General features: G+C 46.6%; 12 protein-coding genes. 8 read left to right on the top strand and 4 right to left on the bottom strand.

Annotation, left to right across the window (positions count from 1 at the left end; genetic code table 11):
• Positions 1-132: 132 nt before the first annotated feature.
• The 6 genes from R7R24_RS05120 to fecE all read left to right on the top strand — a co-directional run bounded on the left by R7R24_RS05120 (position 133) and on the right by fecE (position 8,222).
• Positions 133-2,169: a TonB-dependent receptor gene (locus R7R24_RS05120; protein ID WP_005383467.1), complete on the top strand. Its 2,037-nt coding sequence runs from the start codon at positions 133-135 to the stop codon at positions 2,167-2,169.
• A gap of 120 nt (positions 2,170-2,289) precedes the next feature.
• A complete protein-coding gene (gene pvuA / locus R7R24_RS05115; protein WP_054578603.1) occupies positions 2,290-4,428 on the top strand; it encodes a TonB-dependent siderophore vibrioferrin receptor PvuA in 2,139 nt (712 codons plus the stop codon).
• 101 nt (positions 4,429-4,529) lie between these two features.
• Positions 4,530-5,453: a Fe(3+) dicitrate ABC transporter substrate-binding protein FecB gene (locus tag R7R24_RS05110; protein ID WP_054578604.1), complete on the top strand. Its 924-nt coding sequence runs from the start codon at positions 4,530-4,532 to the stop codon at positions 5,451-5,453.
• A gap of 74 nt (positions 5,454-5,527) precedes the next feature.
• Positions 5,528-6,487: a FecCD family ABC transporter permease gene (locus R7R24_RS05105; protein WP_372430187.1), complete on the top strand. Its 960-nt coding sequence runs from the start codon at positions 5,528-5,530 to the stop codon at positions 6,485-6,487.
• Positions 6,484-7,455, top strand: a complete 972-nt coding sequence (locus tag R7R24_RS05100) for a FecCD family ABC transporter permease (protein WP_005383459.1) — start codon at positions 6,484-6,486, stop codon at positions 7,453-7,455. Before R7R24_RS05105 ends, R7R24_RS05100 begins: the two co-directional genes overlap by 4 nt.
• A gap of 2 nt (positions 7,456-7,457) precedes the next feature.
• Positions 7,458-8,222, top strand: coding sequence for a Fe(3+) dicitrate ABC transporter ATP-binding protein FecE (gene fecE / locus R7R24_RS05095; protein ID WP_054578606.1), 765 nt, complete (start codon positions 7,458-7,460; stop codon positions 8,220-8,222).
• Between the two features lie 118 nt (positions 8,223-8,340).
• On the opposite strand, the gene R7R24_RS05090 is transcribed toward fecE, so the two are convergent.
• Positions 8,341-10,227 (bottom strand): methyl-accepting chemotaxis protein, encoded by a 1,887-nt coding sequence (locus R7R24_RS05090; protein ID WP_054578607.1) that lies wholly within the window; start codon positions 10,225-10,227, stop codon positions 8,341-8,343.
• A 364-nt stretch (positions 10,228-10,591) separates the two neighbouring features.
• On the opposite strand from R7R24_RS05090, the gene R7R24_RS05085 reads away from it, so the two are divergent.
• The gene (locus tag R7R24_RS05085; RefSeq protein ID WP_054578608.1) at positions 10,592-13,342 is read left to right on the top strand and encodes a M16 family metallopeptidase; all 2,751 of its coding nucleotides are present in this window, start codon (positions 10,592-10,594) and stop codon (positions 13,340-13,342) included.
• A gap of 88 nt (positions 13,343-13,430) precedes the next feature.
• Here R7R24_RS05085 and R7R24_RS05080 read toward each other — a convergent pair whose 3' ends face one another.
• A complete protein-coding gene (locus tag R7R24_RS05080) occupies positions 13,431-13,883 on the bottom strand; it encodes a bactofilin family protein (RefSeq protein WP_080773744.1) in 453 nt (150 codons plus the stop codon).
• Positions 13,787-14,740, bottom strand: coding sequence for a M23 family metallopeptidase (locus R7R24_RS05075; RefSeq protein WP_005374721.1), 954 nt, complete (start codon positions 14,738-14,740; stop codon positions 13,787-13,789). The genes R7R24_RS05080 and R7R24_RS05075 overlap by 97 nt, the downstream gene beginning before the upstream one ends.
• Positions 14,741-15,167: 427 nt before the next feature.
• Here R7R24_RS05075 and R7R24_RS05070 point away from each other — a divergent pair, with 427 nt between their 5' ends.
• On the top strand, positions 15,168-16,922 hold the full coding sequence (locus tag R7R24_RS05070) for a hypothetical protein (RefSeq protein ID WP_017634495.1): 1,755 nt from the start codon (positions 15,168-15,170) through the stop codon (positions 16,920-16,922).
• 81 nt (positions 16,923-17,003) lie between these two features.
• Here R7R24_RS05070 and R7R24_RS05065 read toward each other — a convergent pair whose 3' ends face one another.
• Positions 17,004-17,648: an START domain-containing protein gene (locus tag R7R24_RS05065; protein WP_017820098.1), complete on the bottom strand. Its 645-nt coding sequence runs from the start codon at positions 17,646-17,648 to the stop codon at positions 17,004-17,006.
• Between the last annotated feature and the right edge of the window lie 32 nt (positions 17,649-17,680).

Genomic DNA, 17,680 nt, shown 5'->3' with positions numbered 1-17,680 from the left:
TTTGGTTTTTTTGTTGTTAGTTGTGTTTTTAGGGTAAATAAATATAGAGCATAAAATTAATATTGCAAATAGAAATAATATTTGTTCTTATTTCCATCCGTTGGCTTTATAACAACTAAACGGAATTATGGAATGAATAAATTATTGACCCTGACCCCCTTGGCGGTCGCGATTGGTTCTTCATTAGTAGCACCAAGCGCAGTGGCTTCAGAAGAGACGAACTCAACCCCATCAGCAACTGAAACGATTCAAGTCTTCGGTCATCAGTACGAAGGTTATGCTGAACACATGCCTCAATCAGGCACCAAAACCGATGTGGAATGGCTTGATGTGCCACAAGCGGTATCCGTAGTAACGAAAACAGAAATGCAAGACCGAGGCGCGGTGCGCTTAGTGGATGCGCTAGATGGGGTAGCCGGGGTCAATAACACCTTGGGCGAAGGCAGCCGCGATCAGTTCATGATACGTGGTTTTGATTCACTCAACGATATGTACCGTGATGGCTTGCGAGATGACGGTACGTTGCAGTCTTACCGCAGCTTAGCGAACGTTGAACGCGTTGAAATTGTGAAAGGCCCTGCGGGTGCTTTGTATGGCCGTGGTTCGGCTGGGGGCATCATCAACTTGGTGACGAAACGCGCTAACGGTGAGAATTTTACTCACGTAAACGGTAGTGTAGGCAGCAACAACCAGTATGTTGGTCAGGTCGACAGCTCAATGGCGTTTACAGATAAGGTCAACGGGCGTATTAACTTGGAATACCGTCAAGCCGACTCGTACGTTGATCATGTTGATTCAAACGATTTCTTCATTGCACCGACCATTCGTGTGTTACCAGCGGAAGGTCACACCATTGATATTGACGTGGAATACGCCCATCAAGAACTAGTGCCGTATCGTGGTGTGCCATCAAAAAATGGCAAGCCAGTTGATTTGCCAGTAAGCACTTACTTTGGCGGCACAAACGACTATCAGGAGTCAGACAGTCTCCGTATTGCGGTGGATTACGAATGGCGTCTGAATGATCAATGGGTATGGAACAACCGAGCGGCGTTCAACCATATCGAACTTGAGCAAAAAGGCACGCGTCAGGGCAAAGTGACGGGTAATGAAGTGTCTCAAACCGTTAACAACTTTGGTTACGATCCACGTACTACGACCACTTTACAATCTGAGTTGGTTTGGGAAACCAGGGACAATCAATTGATGGTGGGTGCAGATTTCAACCAGATCGATATCGACCTAACGTTGGCAAGTGACAAAACGCTTCCTCCGCAAAATATCTACGACCCAGTCGTTGGTCCAACGCCTGATCCGGGCTTTAAGCCATTTCGTGACAATACCACCACCACGACAGGTTTGTATGTGCAAGACGTCTATACGTGGGGTGACCTTTCTTTGATCGGTAACGTGCGTTACGACTCGATGGAGCTAGAACAACAAAAAGCGGGCTCAGATAAGGAAAAATTGGATGATGACAAAGTCAGCTACCGTGCTGGTTTGGTATACCGCATCAATTCCGACACATCCGTATACGCCAGTTTAGCGCGCTCTTGGCAGTTACCGTACGCTGGTATCTACATCAATCCAAAATTGGCGGAATTCTTCCACACCGACTTAAAAGAGGTGGGTGCGAAAGCGTACCTTTTGGATAACGCATTAATGTTGAATGCGGCACTGTTCCAGATTGATCAAGAGCAACCACAAACTAACGTGGACGGCGATGTGATCGATAAAATTGAAGTGCGTCACCAAGGTATTGAATTAGAGGCTCGCGGTCAAATCACCAAACAGTGGGACATCTCTGTGGGTTACAGCTACTTGGACGCGGAAGACAAAGCCACAGGCAAAAAGCCGAACGATGTATCAGACCACTTGTTCTCTCTTTGGAGCACTTACCAATTGGATGACAACTGGCGTTTAGGCGGTGGTGTGAAGTACGTGGGCGACCGTTACGCAGGTAACGACGAAGCTGTCGCACTTGGCGATTACACAACGGTGGATTTGATGGCGGCGTACACCACTGGTCGTCATAAAATCCAAGCGAACGCTTACAACATTTTGGATGAGAAATACATTCTTGGCGCAACAAACGGCACGTCTGGCTTAAACCAGATTGGCTACGGCGCACCAGCCGAGTTTATGCTCAGCTACGGATATCAGTTCTAGGCTTTTTGTGCGTAGTTAGCGCCTGTTAGCCAATTTTTACCTCATATTGAGGATGTTTAGCCCCGAGAGCTTACGGGATGTATTCTGCCCGAGGCTCAATTTCTCGCAAAGGAGATCTTAATGTCTTACCAGAATTTGGATGGTAAAGTGCGTGTACGTGCTGGTTTGTCTACCACTTACAGTGTGCTTGCGATTGCAATCGCTTCTGCCACATCCATGAGCGCGGTTGCCGCTCCTGCTAAAACAGAACAAACTACCGCGATGGAAACCGTCGTTGTCACTGGTAGCGTGATTGGTAAATCTGAAATTGAAGACGTCAAAGAGTACCCAGGTGCTCGTACCGTCATTACCCGCGATCAAATCGAGAAAACCGCCGCAGGCTCGATTGATAACGCGCTACAGCGCGTGCCGGGTATTAAAGTTCAGGATGAAAGCGGAACGGGCGTATTGCCCAACATTTCCGTACGTGGTTTGAAAGCAAGCCGTAGTGGTCATGCTCAGTTCTTGATGGATGGTGTACCGCTAACACTTGCGCCATATGGTCACACTGGTCAGTCTATCTTCCCAGCAACACTGTCGATGCTTGATCGTATTGACATTGTACGCGGTGGTGCTGCAGTACAGTACGGCCCAAACAACGTCGGTGGTGTGATCAACTTAGTGACCAAACCGATTCCACACACGTGGCAAACTGAAATCAGTAACCGCCTTACCGTGTTTGATGGCGGTGATGCGCCGCTGAATGATTTTTACCTACGCACGGGCGGCTGGTTAAGCGACACATTTGCACTACAGTTGGAAGGTAACTTCCTAAAAGGTGAAAGCTTCCGTGAAAATTCCGATACGGACGTGAAGAACTTCCAAGCCAAAGCACAGTGGCTACTGAGTGACACTCAAGAGATTCAAGCATTCCTGCAACGTTACGATGCTGAAACGCAAATGCCGGGCGCACTTTCGCCACAAGATTACGAGCAAGATCGTCACCAATCGAAACGTCCTTACGATGATTATGAAGGTAAGTCGACGCGCTGGAGTGTTAAGTACATCCACGATTTGCCATTTGCCGACAGTGCTGAGCTAGAAGTGCTAACGTTTGGCCATAAGTCAGAGCGTCTTTTCAAGTGGGGCTTTAACAGCGCGGGTGGCCATTGGGCGGATCCGGCTCTGCCAGCGACGGACGTTCGTACCTCTCCACGTGAATTTACCGTGTATGGTATAGAGCCAAAAATGGCGATGTACTTTGGCGAAGGTAAATCCGTTACTCAAAACTGGATCGTGGGTACCCGTTATGTTAACGAAGACATCGACTACAAACTCACTCAGACTCCAATCGCCGGTGGTGCAACCAGCGTTCCGCGTGATTGGCATTTAGATACGGACGCGTTTGCTGGATACGTTAGCAACGAAATTGGTTTGTTCAATGATACATTGAAGGTAACGCCTGGGTTGCGTGTTGAGTCGGTTCGAATGACGTTTACCGATCGTGGTAAAAAACAAACGGCAGACAACACCGTGACGGAATGGTTGCCAGGTTTGACGGTGGCATACAACTTAACTGACCAGTGGGTGACGTATGCGAACGCGCAAAAATCACTTCGTGCGCCACAAATTGCCTACATCCGAGGTTTGGGTGAAGAAGGTAGCGAACTGGCTTGGAACTACGAAGTCGGCGCGCGTTACACCCAAGATGCGACCAGCTTTAACGCTGCACTTTATCGCATCGACTTTGAGGATCAATTGCAATGGCAAAGTTCAACGCAGACCTTCGATAACATCGGAAAAACACTTCACCAAGGCATAGAGCTTTCTGCTCGTTACGTGCCTGAAGCACTACCTGCACTGAGTTTAGGCGCAAGCTACAACTATCTAGACGCTACGCTTGAAGAAGAAGGCGCGAATAAAGGTAATCAACTGCCTTACACCTCTAAGCATCAGCTTGGTTGGGATGCAACCTACGCATTTTACGGCATGGACACCACGCTATCGGGCTTCTACTTCAGTGACTCGTATACCGATAACGCCAACACCAGTGCCGAAGATGCAACAGGCGCAACGGGTAAAGTACCATCTTACATGGTGTGGAATTTCAATTTGGGGACGGATTTATACAAAGACGACAAAGGCAAGTTACGCATGAATGTTGCGGTGAACAACTTGTTTGACGAGGAGTATTACTTCCGCGGGATTGATACAAGCCCAGTTGGTCGGTACCCAGCTCCGGGACGCTCTTACACACTGGATCTGAACTATCAGTTTTAAGCGTTTCGTTCACCGAGTTTGAAAAGAAAAGTCGCCAATTTACCTTGGCGACTTTGCCGATCTTAGGTACTGGAAAACACTTAGCACTGGAAAAAAGCAAGATGAAAAATAAAAAACAATTTACGATCAAACACTTTTCAACCGTTTTGCTGATGCTGTTGAGCTCAGTTTTTATGTCATTTTCCGCAAGTGCTCAGGTGCGTAGCGTGCAAGATGAGCAAGGCACTTTTGAGCTAGAAGCGATACCTCAACGTATTGTGGTTTTAGAATTTTCGTTTGTCGATGCATTAGCGGCAGTCGATGTCTCACCGGTAGGCGTTGCCGATGACAACGATGCCACACGAGTTATCCCTGCTGTTCGAGCCAAGATTGAACCTTGGCAATCGGTCGGCATGCGCTCACAACCGAGTTTAGAGGCGATTGCGGTGCTCAAGCCGGATTTGATCATTGCTGATGCAGAACGTCATCGTGCGATTTATCAAGATTTGCAGCGAATTGCGCCAACCTTGCTGCTAAAAAGCCGTGGTGAGACATATCAAGAAAATCTCGAATCCGCACACAAAATCGGCGTGGCAATTGGCAAACAAGCGAAAATGACACAACGAATTGAGCAGCACAAACAGACAATGGCGGAGTTCAAACAGCATTTTGCGACACAAGAAACCATTCAGTTTGGTGTGGTTTCTGACAAAGGGATGTGGCTGCATAGCCCGGTTTCTTACGCTGGGGGCGTTTTGAGTACGCTGGGCATCCAAAGCCCGCTGGCTCCATCTGAGCAAAAAGCGTATATCCCAACCAGTTTCGAACTTTTACTAAAAACCAACCCTGATTGGTTGTTAGTTGGACTTTACTCTCAACCAAATATTGTGGATGAGTGGCGCAAAACCCCATTATTTAAGCTGCTAACCGCTGCGAAAAAACAGCAACTTGTTGAGGTCTCTCCTGAGCTGTGGTCGTTAAATCGCGGCATGTTGGCTGCGGAAGAAATTGCCCGTAATCTTGAAGCGTTATTGGAGCGCTCATGAGTGCGTCGATAATCTCAGAAAGCCCGACTTCGGTTAGAAAACCGCATTGGAAAGCGAGCTTGTTTGTCTGTGCTATGGCGTTGTGTACGCTGTCAGGCTATACCGCCTCAATGATTGGCTGGTCTAACTTTTCTTTGAGCGTTAATGACCTGACAAGCTATTGGTTTGCGTTTGATGAGGGCAATATGCTGCATCAAATCCTCGCGACGTTGCGTGCGCCTCGTGCCTATGCTGGGTTATTAATTGGCGCTTCGCTTGCGGTATCCGGAGTGCTGATGCAAGGATTAACTCGTAACCCTTTGGCGTCGCCATCCATTCTCGGCATTAATGCCGGTGCGGCGTGTTTTATGGCCTTGGCGTCCATCGGCGTACCATTCTTTAGTCAATTGAACCCAATCATCAACGCAGTACTCGGCGCGCTACTAAGTGGTGGTGCGGTCATGTTGTTGGGCGGTTTTTTTTCCGCGCGTTCTCACCCATTGCGTTTAGTGCTAGCGGGCATTGCCATCAGTGCACTGCTGATAGGGTTAACTCGTGCGTCGGTAATTTTGGCGGATGACATGGCTTACAGCGTGTTGCATTGGTTAACGGGTTCACTCTCCGCGGTAGATTCTGAACAGTGGCAGCAACTGTGGCCTTTTGCGACTTTAGGTTTGGTGCTCGCCATGGGCTTAGCGCGAAACTTAAATTTACTCGCGTTGGGGGACGAAGTTGCTGTTGGGCTAGGTGGTAACATTCGTCTTACGCGATTTATCAGTGGTTTAGCGGTTGTGCTGTTGGCAGGAACTAGCGTAGCGATTGCTGGGCCAATTGGCTTTGTCGGGTTGTTAGTGCCGCACTTGGTACGCCCGATTGTTGGTCACAACTATCACATTCTCATTCCGGTTTCCGCCTTGTGTGGCGCGGCATTGGTGACGTGGTCAGATGCTTTATCACGAGCGATTGCTTTTCCGGCTGAAACGCCAGTGGGCGTGATTACCGCGCTGTTGGGCACACCTTGCTTTATCGCGATTGCAATGAGGAAATCATCATGATGAATCAAACCAAACTGTTTGCATTAGTTGGATTGTTGCTGATTGCGTCTTCTCTCACGCTGTTTGTTGGTGCGGCGAACATGTCGGCTCAACAGGTTTTTGCATTACTGTTTTCTTTCTCTGACTCGGACTTTGTGATTCACCAATATCGATTACCGAGAATGTTGCTCGCCATTGGCGTGGGCGCTGGGTTGGGGCTGTCAGGCGTTTTAGTTCAAGGCGTCATCCGTAATCCACTTGCCTCACCAGATTTAATGGGGATAAGCGCCGGAGCAGGACTGGCCGCTACCGCTTGTTTGGTGCTGTATCCGAATGCGCCAGTGGCAATGTTGCCGATGGTCGCCATGGCGGGAGGCTTGCTTGCTGCTGGCTTTATTGCTGTGCTGGCTTACTGGTCGAAACCAACACCAGCACGTTTGGCGCTGATTGGTGTTGCTGTCAGCGCATTTTTAGCCAGCGGTATCGATTTTCTTCTGATTGTGCACCCTATCGAAATCAACACGGCGATGGTATGGCTAACCGGCAGTTTGTGGGGACGAAATTGGCAACAAGTGCCGTTTATTTGGAGTGCTCTATTGCTGCTACTACCATTGGCGTTTTGGCTGGCTTGGCGGCTAGATGTTATGGGACTGGGAGAAGAAAGCGCCACTACACTTGGCACGAAACCAAGACAGATCCAAATTCTTGCGTTGATTGCTGCCGTGCTATTGGCGAGTATCAGTGTGTCTGTGGCAGGCACGATCAGCTTTGTTGGCCTGCTTGCGCCGCATCTTGCGCGTTTGCTGTTTGGCCACAACCACAAGTTGTTGATTCCAGCCGCTGCAACCCTTGGCGCTTTGTTGGTGATTTGCGCCGATGGTTTAGCGAGAGGCTTACAGCCACCAATTGAGCTACCAGCGGGAGTGCTGACATCTGTTATTGGCGCACCATATTTCATTTTTCTTTTGTATCGTTATAGAGGTTGGTAAGCATGTTACGAACGCAGAACTTATCCGTCGCGTACGGCAAACAGACCATCATTCCAGATCTCTCTTTGTCGATTCCTCAAGGTAAAATTACCGCGCTTGTTGGCCCAAATGGTTGCGGTAAGTCGACACTATTAAAAACCTTGGTACGCATCAATAAACCAGCTTCTGGCCAAGTGTTGTATGGCGACAAACCACTAAACAGCTACGGTGATAAACGCTTGGCGCGTTCGTTGTCTTTGCTGCCGCAGATTCTTGTCAGTCCTGAAGGTATTACCGTCAGAAAACTGGTCGAATATGGCCGCTCGCCTTATCTCTCTCATTGGGGCCGGTTAAGTCAACAAGACAAGACCTTAGTCGAGCAAGCAATGCAAGATACTGGCGTGATTGAGTTTGCTGACAAGCCAGTTGAATCGCTGTCTGGCGGTCAAAGGCAAAGAGCGTGGATTGCGATGGTAATGGCGCAAGATACCGACGTAGTGATGCTTGATGAGCCAACCACTTACTTGGATCTTTCTCACCAAGTTGAGCTGATGAAACTCATGAGGCAGATGAACGACAAAGGCAAAACTGTGGTGGTAGTACTGCACGATCTAAACCAAGCGTGCCGTTATTGCGATCATTTGGTGGTGTTGGAAAAAGGTCAGTTAGTCACGCAGGGAACACCGCAAGAGGTACTGACAGAAGGTATGTTGGCATCGGTGTTTGATTTACAAGCGAGAGTATTTAACGACCCAATCTCAGGCACGCCGATGTGTGTGGCGGTGTAGGTCTTACGTCTTTCGAAAGCTATCTGCAATAAAAGCGTCGAGCCATAAAAATAAACCCCGCTAGTTATACATTTGCTAGCGGGGTTTGTTGTTTTTAAGTGCGTTCCTAACGTGGCGTTTAAGCCAGTTTAAACGTCGCTACTTTCGAGTTGAGATCCTCGGCTTGTGATTTCAGCTCAGCAGATTGATTCATCGATTCTTCGGCACCAACCACCAAGTGATCGGTCACATCTTTAATTGACGTGACGTTTTGCGTGATTTCATTGGTTACGTGCGTTTGCTCTTCGGCTGCGGTTGCAATTTGCGTTGCCATATCGCTGATCAACGCAACGGCCGCGTTGATTTCATCCAGAGCCAGTGCTGCGCGATCGGCATCTTCCACCGAACCTTGGGCAAGTTGAGAGCTTGTATCCATGATGGTCACAGCGCGTTGTGTGGTTTGCTGCAAAGTCTCGATCGTCGAGCGAATCTCTTCGGTTGAGGTGTGTGTGCGTTGTGATAGTACGCGAACCTCGTCTGCAACAACGGCAAAACCGCGACCTTGTTCACCTGCACGCGCCGCTTCAATCGCCGCATTCAGAGCCAGTAAGTTGGTTTGTTCTGCGATGTCTCGAATCGTTGATAGTACGGTTGAGATGTCTTGCGCGTGCTGGTTGAGCTCGCCGATGACAACGCTCGCTTGGTTGACTTCAGAAGACAAATTATTGATGGACGATTTGGAATTGATCACCAACTCATGACCATTTTGTGTGCTCGCTGAAGAGTCTTGAGCGGCTTTAGCCGTCTGCTCTGCATGTGCTGCAATCTCTTGCGTTGCCGATGCCATTTCGGTCACAGCGGTCGCCACCATAGTGATTTCTTGTTGCTGATGGTTCAGATCAGAAACCGATTGATTCGCGCGATTCGTGCTCAGCTCCGATTGTTGGCTCAGTTCTTCCGCTTGGTGACGAATGTGACCAATAAGTTGCTGCAAACTTTCAACGAACTGGTTGAAGTTTTCAGCCAGCTCACCAACTTCGTCACGGTTTTCTACTTTGATGCGTTGAGTTAGGTCGCCGCTACCGTTGGCGATTTGCGCAAGCGCATTCGAAACATTGTAGAGCGGACGGAACAAGATGTTACATAGCAGGTTAAACAAAGCCACACAGATAACGACGACGATAGTGGTTGCGATGATTTGATCCCAAACTGCATCGTAAAGTGGGGCAACCAACGAGTTTTGATCTAACACTGTGACCGTTGTGAGTTTGGTACCCTCTATGTGGCGCGCGTAAATCACATATTCGATGCCGTTAATAGAGACGCGACGTTCTGTACCTGAACGTGCGGCTGACGTAATGTCGTTGTTGTTGAGGCCTAGCTTGCTAACCGGTTGATTCAGCAGTTTACCGTTGTTATGAGTGAAAATATTGCCCTGTTCATTGGCAATAAACATATAACCTTCACCCGGTAGGATCACTTGGTTCAGACTGTTCAGGATATCACCGATCTCTACGTCAGCACCCAGAACGACGGTTTGACCATGCAATTGCAGGGCTTTACCGAGCGACACCACATTCGCACCAGTTGCAGCAGCAACGGTCGGGTTATCCATAAAGACTTTCGATGGGTTGGCGATTGCATTGGTATACCAACCCCACTTACGAGGATCGTTATTACCTGGTGGCAAAACCACCCCATTAGCGTTGTCTTGTGACCCGTCCGGGTAAGCGAGGAAAACGTTATCGAACGCGCCAGAGTCTCGGACTTGTTTCAAATGCGTAACCAGAGAACGTTTCTCTGAATCAGAAGAGAGTGAAGTCAGTGCGCGCTCTTTAGAGAGTAGCCAGTCCTTTACGTATTGATTGTAAGATGCGCTAGTGCTTTCTAGTCGCTGTGCGACTTCGACATCGAGCCTGTTTAATGAATCTCGAAAAGACAGCCCCTCTACCAGCACTCCCCCGAGAATGATGGCGGCACTGGCAGAGATTGCCAGTTTGTTTTTTAATGATAGATTTTTGAACATAAAGCGAATAATAGATCTTTGAATAATAGTTGTTGTGTTTTTATTCTCATCAGTGCTCTCTGCGCTGTTGAATATGCAGCAGAAAGTCAGATTCGAATCTGTTCAATAATTATATTTTATTGCTCAAAATAAATACTGACTCCATGTCGCGAATTTGAGTTTTACATCAAATAAGCAAAAGGATTTGGAACGATATTAATTATGTATTTGTAAAGTAAGGATTTGTCGATTTTTGTAAATGAGAATTGATTTCAATAAATGGTGATCTTTATCACATTTGCGTGTCTGATAATCCATTAAAAATGTGAAGGTTATAGCACCGGATATATATTGATTAGCTTAATCATTGTTATGGGCAATCGTTATGCGCAGTATATTGTTAGTCCCCGCGTTATTAGTGTCAGGGTGTGCTCTGATACAACAGTCGACGCCGATTCAACCTGACGCCAACTGGCACGTGGACCAGTTATCGAACGGTATGAAATACCATCTTTATCCAACAGAAGACCAAGAAGTCTCGGTCCGTTTGGTGATGAACATCGGCTCATTCCAAGAAACATCTTCTCAAAAGGGTTACGCTCACTTTGTTGAGCATATGGCGTTTAATGGTAGTGAGCATTTTACCGGTAACGACGTTGTCAAACTTTTCGAGCAATCTGGTGGTAGCTTTGGCGCTGATATCAACGCTTTTACCAGTTATCAGCAAACGTCTTACCAACTTGACCTTGCGAATAATACGAAGCTAGAAGATGCCCTGAAGTGGATGAGAGATATCGGTAACGGACTTGAGTTTGCTCCTGAGCAAGTAGAGAAAGAAAAAGGGGTGATTCTCGGGGAATGGCGACGTGCTAATCCGGATGATAAGTCCTTTTCTATGCATGCTTACCAAGCCTCGATTGAAGGCACTATGTATGGTGAGCATGACCCAATTGGTACTCGCGAAGCGATTCAAAACGCTTCCTCGAGTAAGTTAAAGGCGTTTTACGACAAGTGGTACCAGCCACAAAATGCCGAGTTGATTGTGACCGGTAATATCGACATAGATTCACTGTCCAAGATTATCAAAAGCAAGTTCTCGAACTGGGAAAGTACCTCGGATACGGTAATAGAGAAGCGCCGTGATATTCGAGTGAACAACGAAAACAGAATCTTGCCAAGTAACACGATGGAATCACCAAGTCTTCATTTAGTGATTGAGCGTGGTCTAAGTGGCGGTACGACGATTGAGCAACAACATGAAGTGTGGCGTGATGAAGTCGCAACACAACTCATTCAACAGCGTTTGATCCGTGTACTCAGTGATGCCGCTGAACCTTTTCAATACGCTTATGCAGAGCCCTATTACTCTAACTATCAGCGTATGATGTCGGCAGGGATTTCGTTTGCACCAGATCGCCGCGAACAAATGCACCAGACTTTCATTCGTACCTTGGCGTCGTTGAGAGATTATGGTGCGACTCAATCCGAGTTAGATAGCGTTATGTCAAATTGGCAAGGTGAACTTGCAAATATTGATTCAGATTGGAGTCAGCGTAAGCCAAACAGTTACGCAGAAGCACGTGTTTTTCAAATTGGACAAGACAGTGTCAGCCAATCAAAAGAGAATTATGCCCAGAGTTTGGCAGAATTCATCAACAACGAGAATTTAGAGAGCATTAACACACAATTGGATGCCTTGTTATCTCAGCAGCCAAGCTTTTTTATTGGTTTGGGGAAAAGCGAAACGTCAGAACAGTTCAATGGTGTATTTGCCGCTCTAAACAGTGCCTATCTTCAAACTGGCGAAAAACCGTTAGAGATGTATGACAAAGTGGATGGATTCTTAAAGCCTACCCAGGAAGGCAGCATCACGAGCATGCGTCAGGAAGCGGGTGGTTTTCAAGTCTATACGCTATCAAACGGTGTCGAAGTGTGGTTCCAAAAAGATACTAAAGCGGGTGGTCGAGCGTATATTTATTATGCGAGTCAAGGTGGTAAAGCCGCTGTTGATCCGACGTTGTATGCCGCTTATGAAATCGCAGCAACAACGGCAATACGCAGTGGGTTAGGGGCATTTTCTGGTTCAGAGCTAGATAGCTACTTACGCAAAAACAACATTGCGCTTGGCGCGATGCTTGATGCGACCAGTCACGGAGCGCAAATTACGGCGCCAAATACGCACCTAACTGATGCTTTGAATGGACTATACAACCTAGCGACGGAGATTAAAGTCGACGAGCGCCAGATGGCGGCAGCGAAGCAAGAGTTTAAACAGCAGAGCGGCGCTTTTTTTGAATCACCGATGGGAAAACTGATTCAAAAAGCAAACGGCAATTCTTATTTGCCGGGTAGTCGTCATCGTATAGTGTCCAGTGATGATGTTGAACAAGTGACTTCCGAGCAGATACTAGCGGTGCATGAGCAACTTTTCAAAACCAATGATGGTTTTAAGATGGTTATTGTTGCAAACGTAGAGCCGGAAGAAATTACACCACTTTTGCGTAAATATGTGGCCTCTATCGAAATGAAACCGAGTCGTTCGATTGATTATCACGTTGCGTTTAACCCGGAAGTACCGGAGCGAACTGTGGTTGCGGATGGGCATGAACCTTCATCGTTGTATGTAATGCGTTTGACTAATACGAGCGATTACCAACGTACGGCAAGAGACACGGTTATCGAAGATATTTTGCAACGTATTAGTAATGCACGTGTTTTGGATATTGTGCGAGAAGAGTCTAGCCTTGATTACAGCCCGAGCATTTACACCATGACACAAGATCGCGAACCCATCTCTGATTGGCTCTTGGAGTCTCAAGTCGAGCCCGAAGAGGTGGCACTTTTAGAGAGTAAACTGGGCAAAGTGTTTGATGGTTTAGCGTCAAATATTACCCAAAAAGAAGTGGATACGGCCGCGAAACAACTGGCAGTCGCGATGCAAGGATTGGATGACAATCCAGCACAGAGATCATGGGCATATACTCGTTATTTGGTGCATGATTACGGCGTCGATGTGTTGCTTGACGTTGAGAAAGTGGCTAAGAGTGTGACGTTAGATGAAGTGAAAGCGCATGCAAAATCAGCTTTTGGTCCACAAGCAAAACGCTCGGTGATGGTTTTAAATCCGGCTGAATAATCACGTAGTTTCTGACGAAAATCGTGGCAATAGTAATAAAAAAGACGGCGTGAAAGCCGTCTTTTTTAAGCACTTTAATCAAAGCGTTTTATGCTGATTTACGCGCAAGTCGCTTTTCATTGTTGGTGTTGTTTTCTTTTGTGATCGCACTGTCTTGAGCCTTACCCTTTAACGTTACCACTTCCTTTTCAGGTAATTCGGCTGCTTCACCAAAGAATTTGCCACCAGGTTCAATGCTGAGGTTATTGCTCCAGATCCTACCGCTTACGCGTCCCTTGGCAAGCACTTGAATGTGTTCTGCGTGACAGTTTCCGTCCATCATGCCGTTAATGATCAGCTGTTTAGCGTAAATTTCACCGTTTACTCGCCCGCTTTCTGCGACAACGAGAGTGCCTTCCACGTTAATTTGACCATCGACGATGCCATCAATCTGGACATCGTTTTCTACTTTGAGTTCTCCGCTAAGAGAACAGCCTTTGGCGATGAGAGTTGAAGCTGCTGAGCTACTCGTTGTTCCACTGTTTTGATTAAAGATTCCCATCGTATTCTTCGCTCCTTAGTAAAAATGTCTTCGAAATCATTAAGGCTCCAATCGACAAATGGTTTCGGATTCAGTGCTCGCCCAACAAATCGCACCTCGTAATGCAGGTGAGGGCCAGAAGAGAGCCCACTGTTGCCGGAAATTGCAATCAGCTGCCCTTTTTTGACGAACTGACCACTTTTTACTTTGAACGCTTTCAAGTGCGAATAAGAACTCGAAAAACCGAAAGAATGTTGCAGCCTGAGGAAGTTACCAGAGCCTTTATTACTGCGGCGGGTGACTTCCACTACCCCATCGGCAGGGGCATAAATTTTGGTGCCGATATTTACGGCAAAATCGAGCCCACGATGCATCTTGGCAACTTTTGTCACCGGATGGATACGCTTACCGAATCCGGAAGATAGTCGTACGTTGCCGACTGGAGAGCCACTTGGTATTTGGTTTAATAACACCATGCGAACGTTTGAGGTTATCGCCGCTGCATCGAGCCTAGCATCCAAGTTATTTGTCGAGGTATGTTCTCCAACCCCAAGCACTTTCTCTAATTCACCCAAACGTTCCGAAACAAGTTGTACCCGTTCTTCCCGTTCTGAAAGGTCATTTTCTAGCTCTGATTTAAGTGTTTTCAGTGTGCTGAGCTCTTCACCCATGGTGCGTGAATGCTCTGTCAATTCAGCTTGTTTTAACGCTGCATTATCAACGCGAGTGTACAAGTGATGAATTAAGATTACGGTCGCGGCCAGAGCAACAACAAAAAAAACGAAAAACGTTTTTATGTTGCGTTGCATCCTTTTACTGAAGTACCAATGTCTTGAGCCATTGATAGTTGATATAGAGATCGTCAACTGGTCTTTCATCGTCTTCTATTGCTCGTATTTGGTATACGTCTCGTCACTGAGTTAGTAGGAATGTAAGGAAAACGAGTAGGGACCGCCAGAGGCAAATTGGAAAGAAGTGTCAGGTCGTGAGGCGTTTTCAGATATTAGATAAAAGACTCAATAAAGATTTAATATTCTGCTGATTTTGGTCGTAATTACTCCAAATCGCTTCATTTAACTGAATATTATGATTTTTAAGGCGGTTATCCGAGAAATTGGATTGTGAATATTGCCAATAGCATCCGCACGCAATTCAACTTACTTCACGGTTTGCCTTATAAATGTTGGATAATTTATCAAACCGACATTCATTACATCGATAACTTGTTTATGATAGCGGTTGATATAAAGCACTATTCATTGGCTTTAAACCTAAGCGTTACATTTCGTTTAGGAACACATAACTATGACAACGGAGTTGGTCGTGAAAAAACTACTATTGGCTACAGCAGTGGTCGCAGCAGCAGGGGGCGCTGGCTACCTGTACCAAAACAATACTACCGCGAGTGATGCAGGCTCACTGTTAACGCAAGTTCCTGCAGATTCACTTATGGTGACGTATCAGACAGAACCTTTTAACCATTATAAATACATGAACGCATTCGGTACGGCGAATCAAGGCTCGATTGCAGAACTTTTTGCCGATGAACCACTGTCTCCACAACAGCAGTTTGCAGTTAACTTATTCGATGGATACCTAGAGAGTGCTGCGTCGCCAGAAACATTAAAAGCTTATTTGGGCACCGGGGAAAACATTAATCCTGTGTTGTACACAATTGGTATGGTACCGGTGTACAAAGTGGATATTGAAGACCCTGCCGCGTTATGGAAAACACTGGATCATGAAGAGCAGATGAGCGGCGCTAAGCATGAGTTGGTTAAGCTTGGTGAAGTCGAGTATCGTCGTTACGAGATGACTGATTCAATTGACCCGCAGGACGGTATTGGCTTGGTTGTAGCCGTGGTTGATAACGTGCTTACGTTAACGGTTGATGTTCCGCAACTGGGCGTTCAAAACCCGATTAAAATGGCATTAGGGCTTGAAGCACCAAGTCAAAATATTGCTGACAGTGGACGCCTTGAGGCGTTGCAAGCCAAATACGGTGAAAACAACAACTCTTTTGGTTACTTTGATCATCGCGAAGTGATTAAAGGTTTGACGACGAAAGATGGCAATATGTTTGCTCGTCAAATCAGCACGTTGGATGCAATAGATCCTGAACCAACGATTGAGGAAATGCGTTCACCAGCCTGCCATACTGAGCTTACTCAAGTTGCAGAAAACTGGCCTCAGTCCGTCGCGTTTGCAGAATACAAGATGAAAGGCGATCAGGCGTTCATTAAAGGTTCTTTTGTTGTTGAGTCCAACAATAAAGTGATTCTAGATGCGCTCAAGTCGATTCGTGGTGTATTGGCTGAGTCTAAAAGTGATAAGAGTTTCTTTAGTATGGCGCTTGGTTTAGACATTAATACTCTAGCGCCATCGATTGGTCAGATTTGGGCTGACTTGACCCAGCCTCAATATCAATGCTCTTTATTGACACAAATGCAGCAAGAGATGGGCGGCCAGAATCCAGCAGCCGCTGTAAGCATGGGGTCAGGCATGGTTAATGGCCTTAAAGGGTTAAGCCTGCAAATGTTTGATATCAAAGTAGATACTAATGCTCAGCATGGTGAAGTATTTAGCCAGCTAGATGGTATGTTGTCTCTTTCTGCCAATGATCCAATGATGCTTATTCAAACTGCGCAAATGTTCGTTCCTGAACTTGCTCAATTGCAAATTCAACCGGATAACCAACCTGTTAATGTCAGTGACCTATTAGAAATGCATACTGGCATGAAGGTGGACGTGTTTGCTCGTCTAAACGAAAACCATTTCACCCTTTACAGTGGTGATAGTGCTGCGGAAGCAAGCAAAGAAGTGATGGCGCAATCACTTTCTCCAAATGGCTTGTTCAGCTTTGATTTTGATTCAGAGCGTATTTTGGAAGTGTTAGAGAGTGCGTCGTCAATCACAGGGGAGCCGGTTCCGGATGATGTTGTCAAAAGCTTACAAGGCGAGCTTGTTGGTGGTATGACGATGGACGTGACAGACCAAGGTATTGGTTTTGAGTTTGATTACCGCGGTGCAACTAAACCTGTAACGGTTGCACAGCAGTAACACATTGCGTAGAAAAAGGCGGCTTGAAGCCGCCTTTTGTTATTATGTACCGTATTAAAAAGCGAGTGGGAAGAGCGACGCTTACTCATCTATTTGAGGATGAGAGTATTGCTGATATTCAGGTAACTCTTTTCTTAAATTACTAAATGTCGCCCATGCACTTTCTTTTGAGAGTTTGTTGATCAGCCAGTTTGGCAATAGACCTCCGGGGTCAGCAAACGCCTTGTATTCCACGAGTGTTGTATCGTTTGTGAGTTTTTGTAACTCCCAAGTCGCATCAACCGAGCGAATTCGAACATAACCATTTTGTTCAGCAAGATATGAGTCAGGTGCGCTTTTGATTTCTATCGTGAATCCCAGCTCATCGACCCAGTACTTTGAGTAGGTGACCATATCCCGATTTTTGGCAGGCCATGGTGCTTTAAACTGGGTGTAAACGATGTTCTCGGTGGCCGATATCTGATTTAAAACCCGGCTATGACTGGCATTGTCAATCCAGTTCGGGATATTGTCACTGTCTTCCAGTAGCGTTAAAAATGCACCATAGCTGGTGGGTGTGAACATCCGGGCACGGATCTCAACTAAACCGTCACTATGTTCTCGGGAGTAAATTGTGATTCCATTCTTGTCACTCTCGAACTGCCAGTTCTCGTTGGCGCTCGCATCAGTGCCAGCGGATATCAATGTGGCGAGTGTTAAGGCGCCCATTCTTAAATGCAACATCATGTTAGTATCCGCCAACTTTTCCTAAATTTAAG

This window comes from Vibrio sp. 704, assembly GCF_033339295.1.
This window is presented reverse-complemented; position numbering and strand designations above follow the sequence as displayed.

Excerpts from the sequence above, each read along its gene's own strand:
- R7R24_RS05120 (WP_005383467.1), top strand. The coding sequence starts at position 133 with ATGAATAAATTATTGACCCTGACCCCCTTGGCGGTCGCGATTGGTTCT.
- pvuA (WP_054578603.1), top strand. The coding sequence starts at position 2,290 with ATGTCTTACCAGAATTTGGATGGTAAAGTGCGTGTACGTGCTGGTTTG.
- R7R24_RS05110 (WP_054578604.1), top strand. The coding sequence starts at position 4,530 with ATGAAAAATAAAAAACAATTTACGATCAAACACTTTTCAACCGTTTTG.
- R7R24_RS05105 (WP_372430187.1), top strand. The coding sequence starts at position 5,528 with ATGGCGTTGTGTACGCTGTCAGGCTATACCGCCTCAATGATTGGCTGG.
- R7R24_RS05100 (WP_005383459.1), top strand. The coding sequence starts at position 6,484 with ATGATGAATCAAACCAAACTGTTTGCATTAGTTGGATTGTTGCTGATT.
- fecE (WP_054578606.1), top strand. The coding sequence starts at position 7,458 with ATGTTACGAACGCAGAACTTATCCGTCGCGTACGGCAAACAGACCATC.
- R7R24_RS05090 (WP_054578607.1), bottom strand. The coding sequence starts at position 10,227 with ATGTTCAAAAATCTATCATTAAAAAACAAACTGGCAATCTCTGCCAGT.
- R7R24_RS05085 (WP_054578608.1), top strand. The coding sequence starts at position 10,592 with ATGCGCAGTATATTGTTAGTCCCCGCGTTATTAGTGTCAGGGTGTGCT.
- R7R24_RS05080 (WP_080773744.1), bottom strand. The coding sequence starts at position 13,883 with ATGGGAATCTTTAATCAAAACAGTGGAACAACGAGTAGCTCAGCAGCT.
- R7R24_RS05075 (WP_005374721.1), bottom strand. The coding sequence starts at position 14,740 with ATGAAAGACCAGTTGACGATCTCTATATCAACTATCAATGGCTCAAGA.
- R7R24_RS05070 (WP_017634495.1), top strand. The coding sequence starts at position 15,168 with ATGACAACGGAGTTGGTCGTGAAAAAACTACTATTGGCTACAGCAGTG.
- R7R24_RS05065 (WP_017820098.1), bottom strand. The coding sequence starts at position 17,648 with ATGATGTTGCATTTAAGAATGGGCGCCTTAACACTCGCCACATTGATA.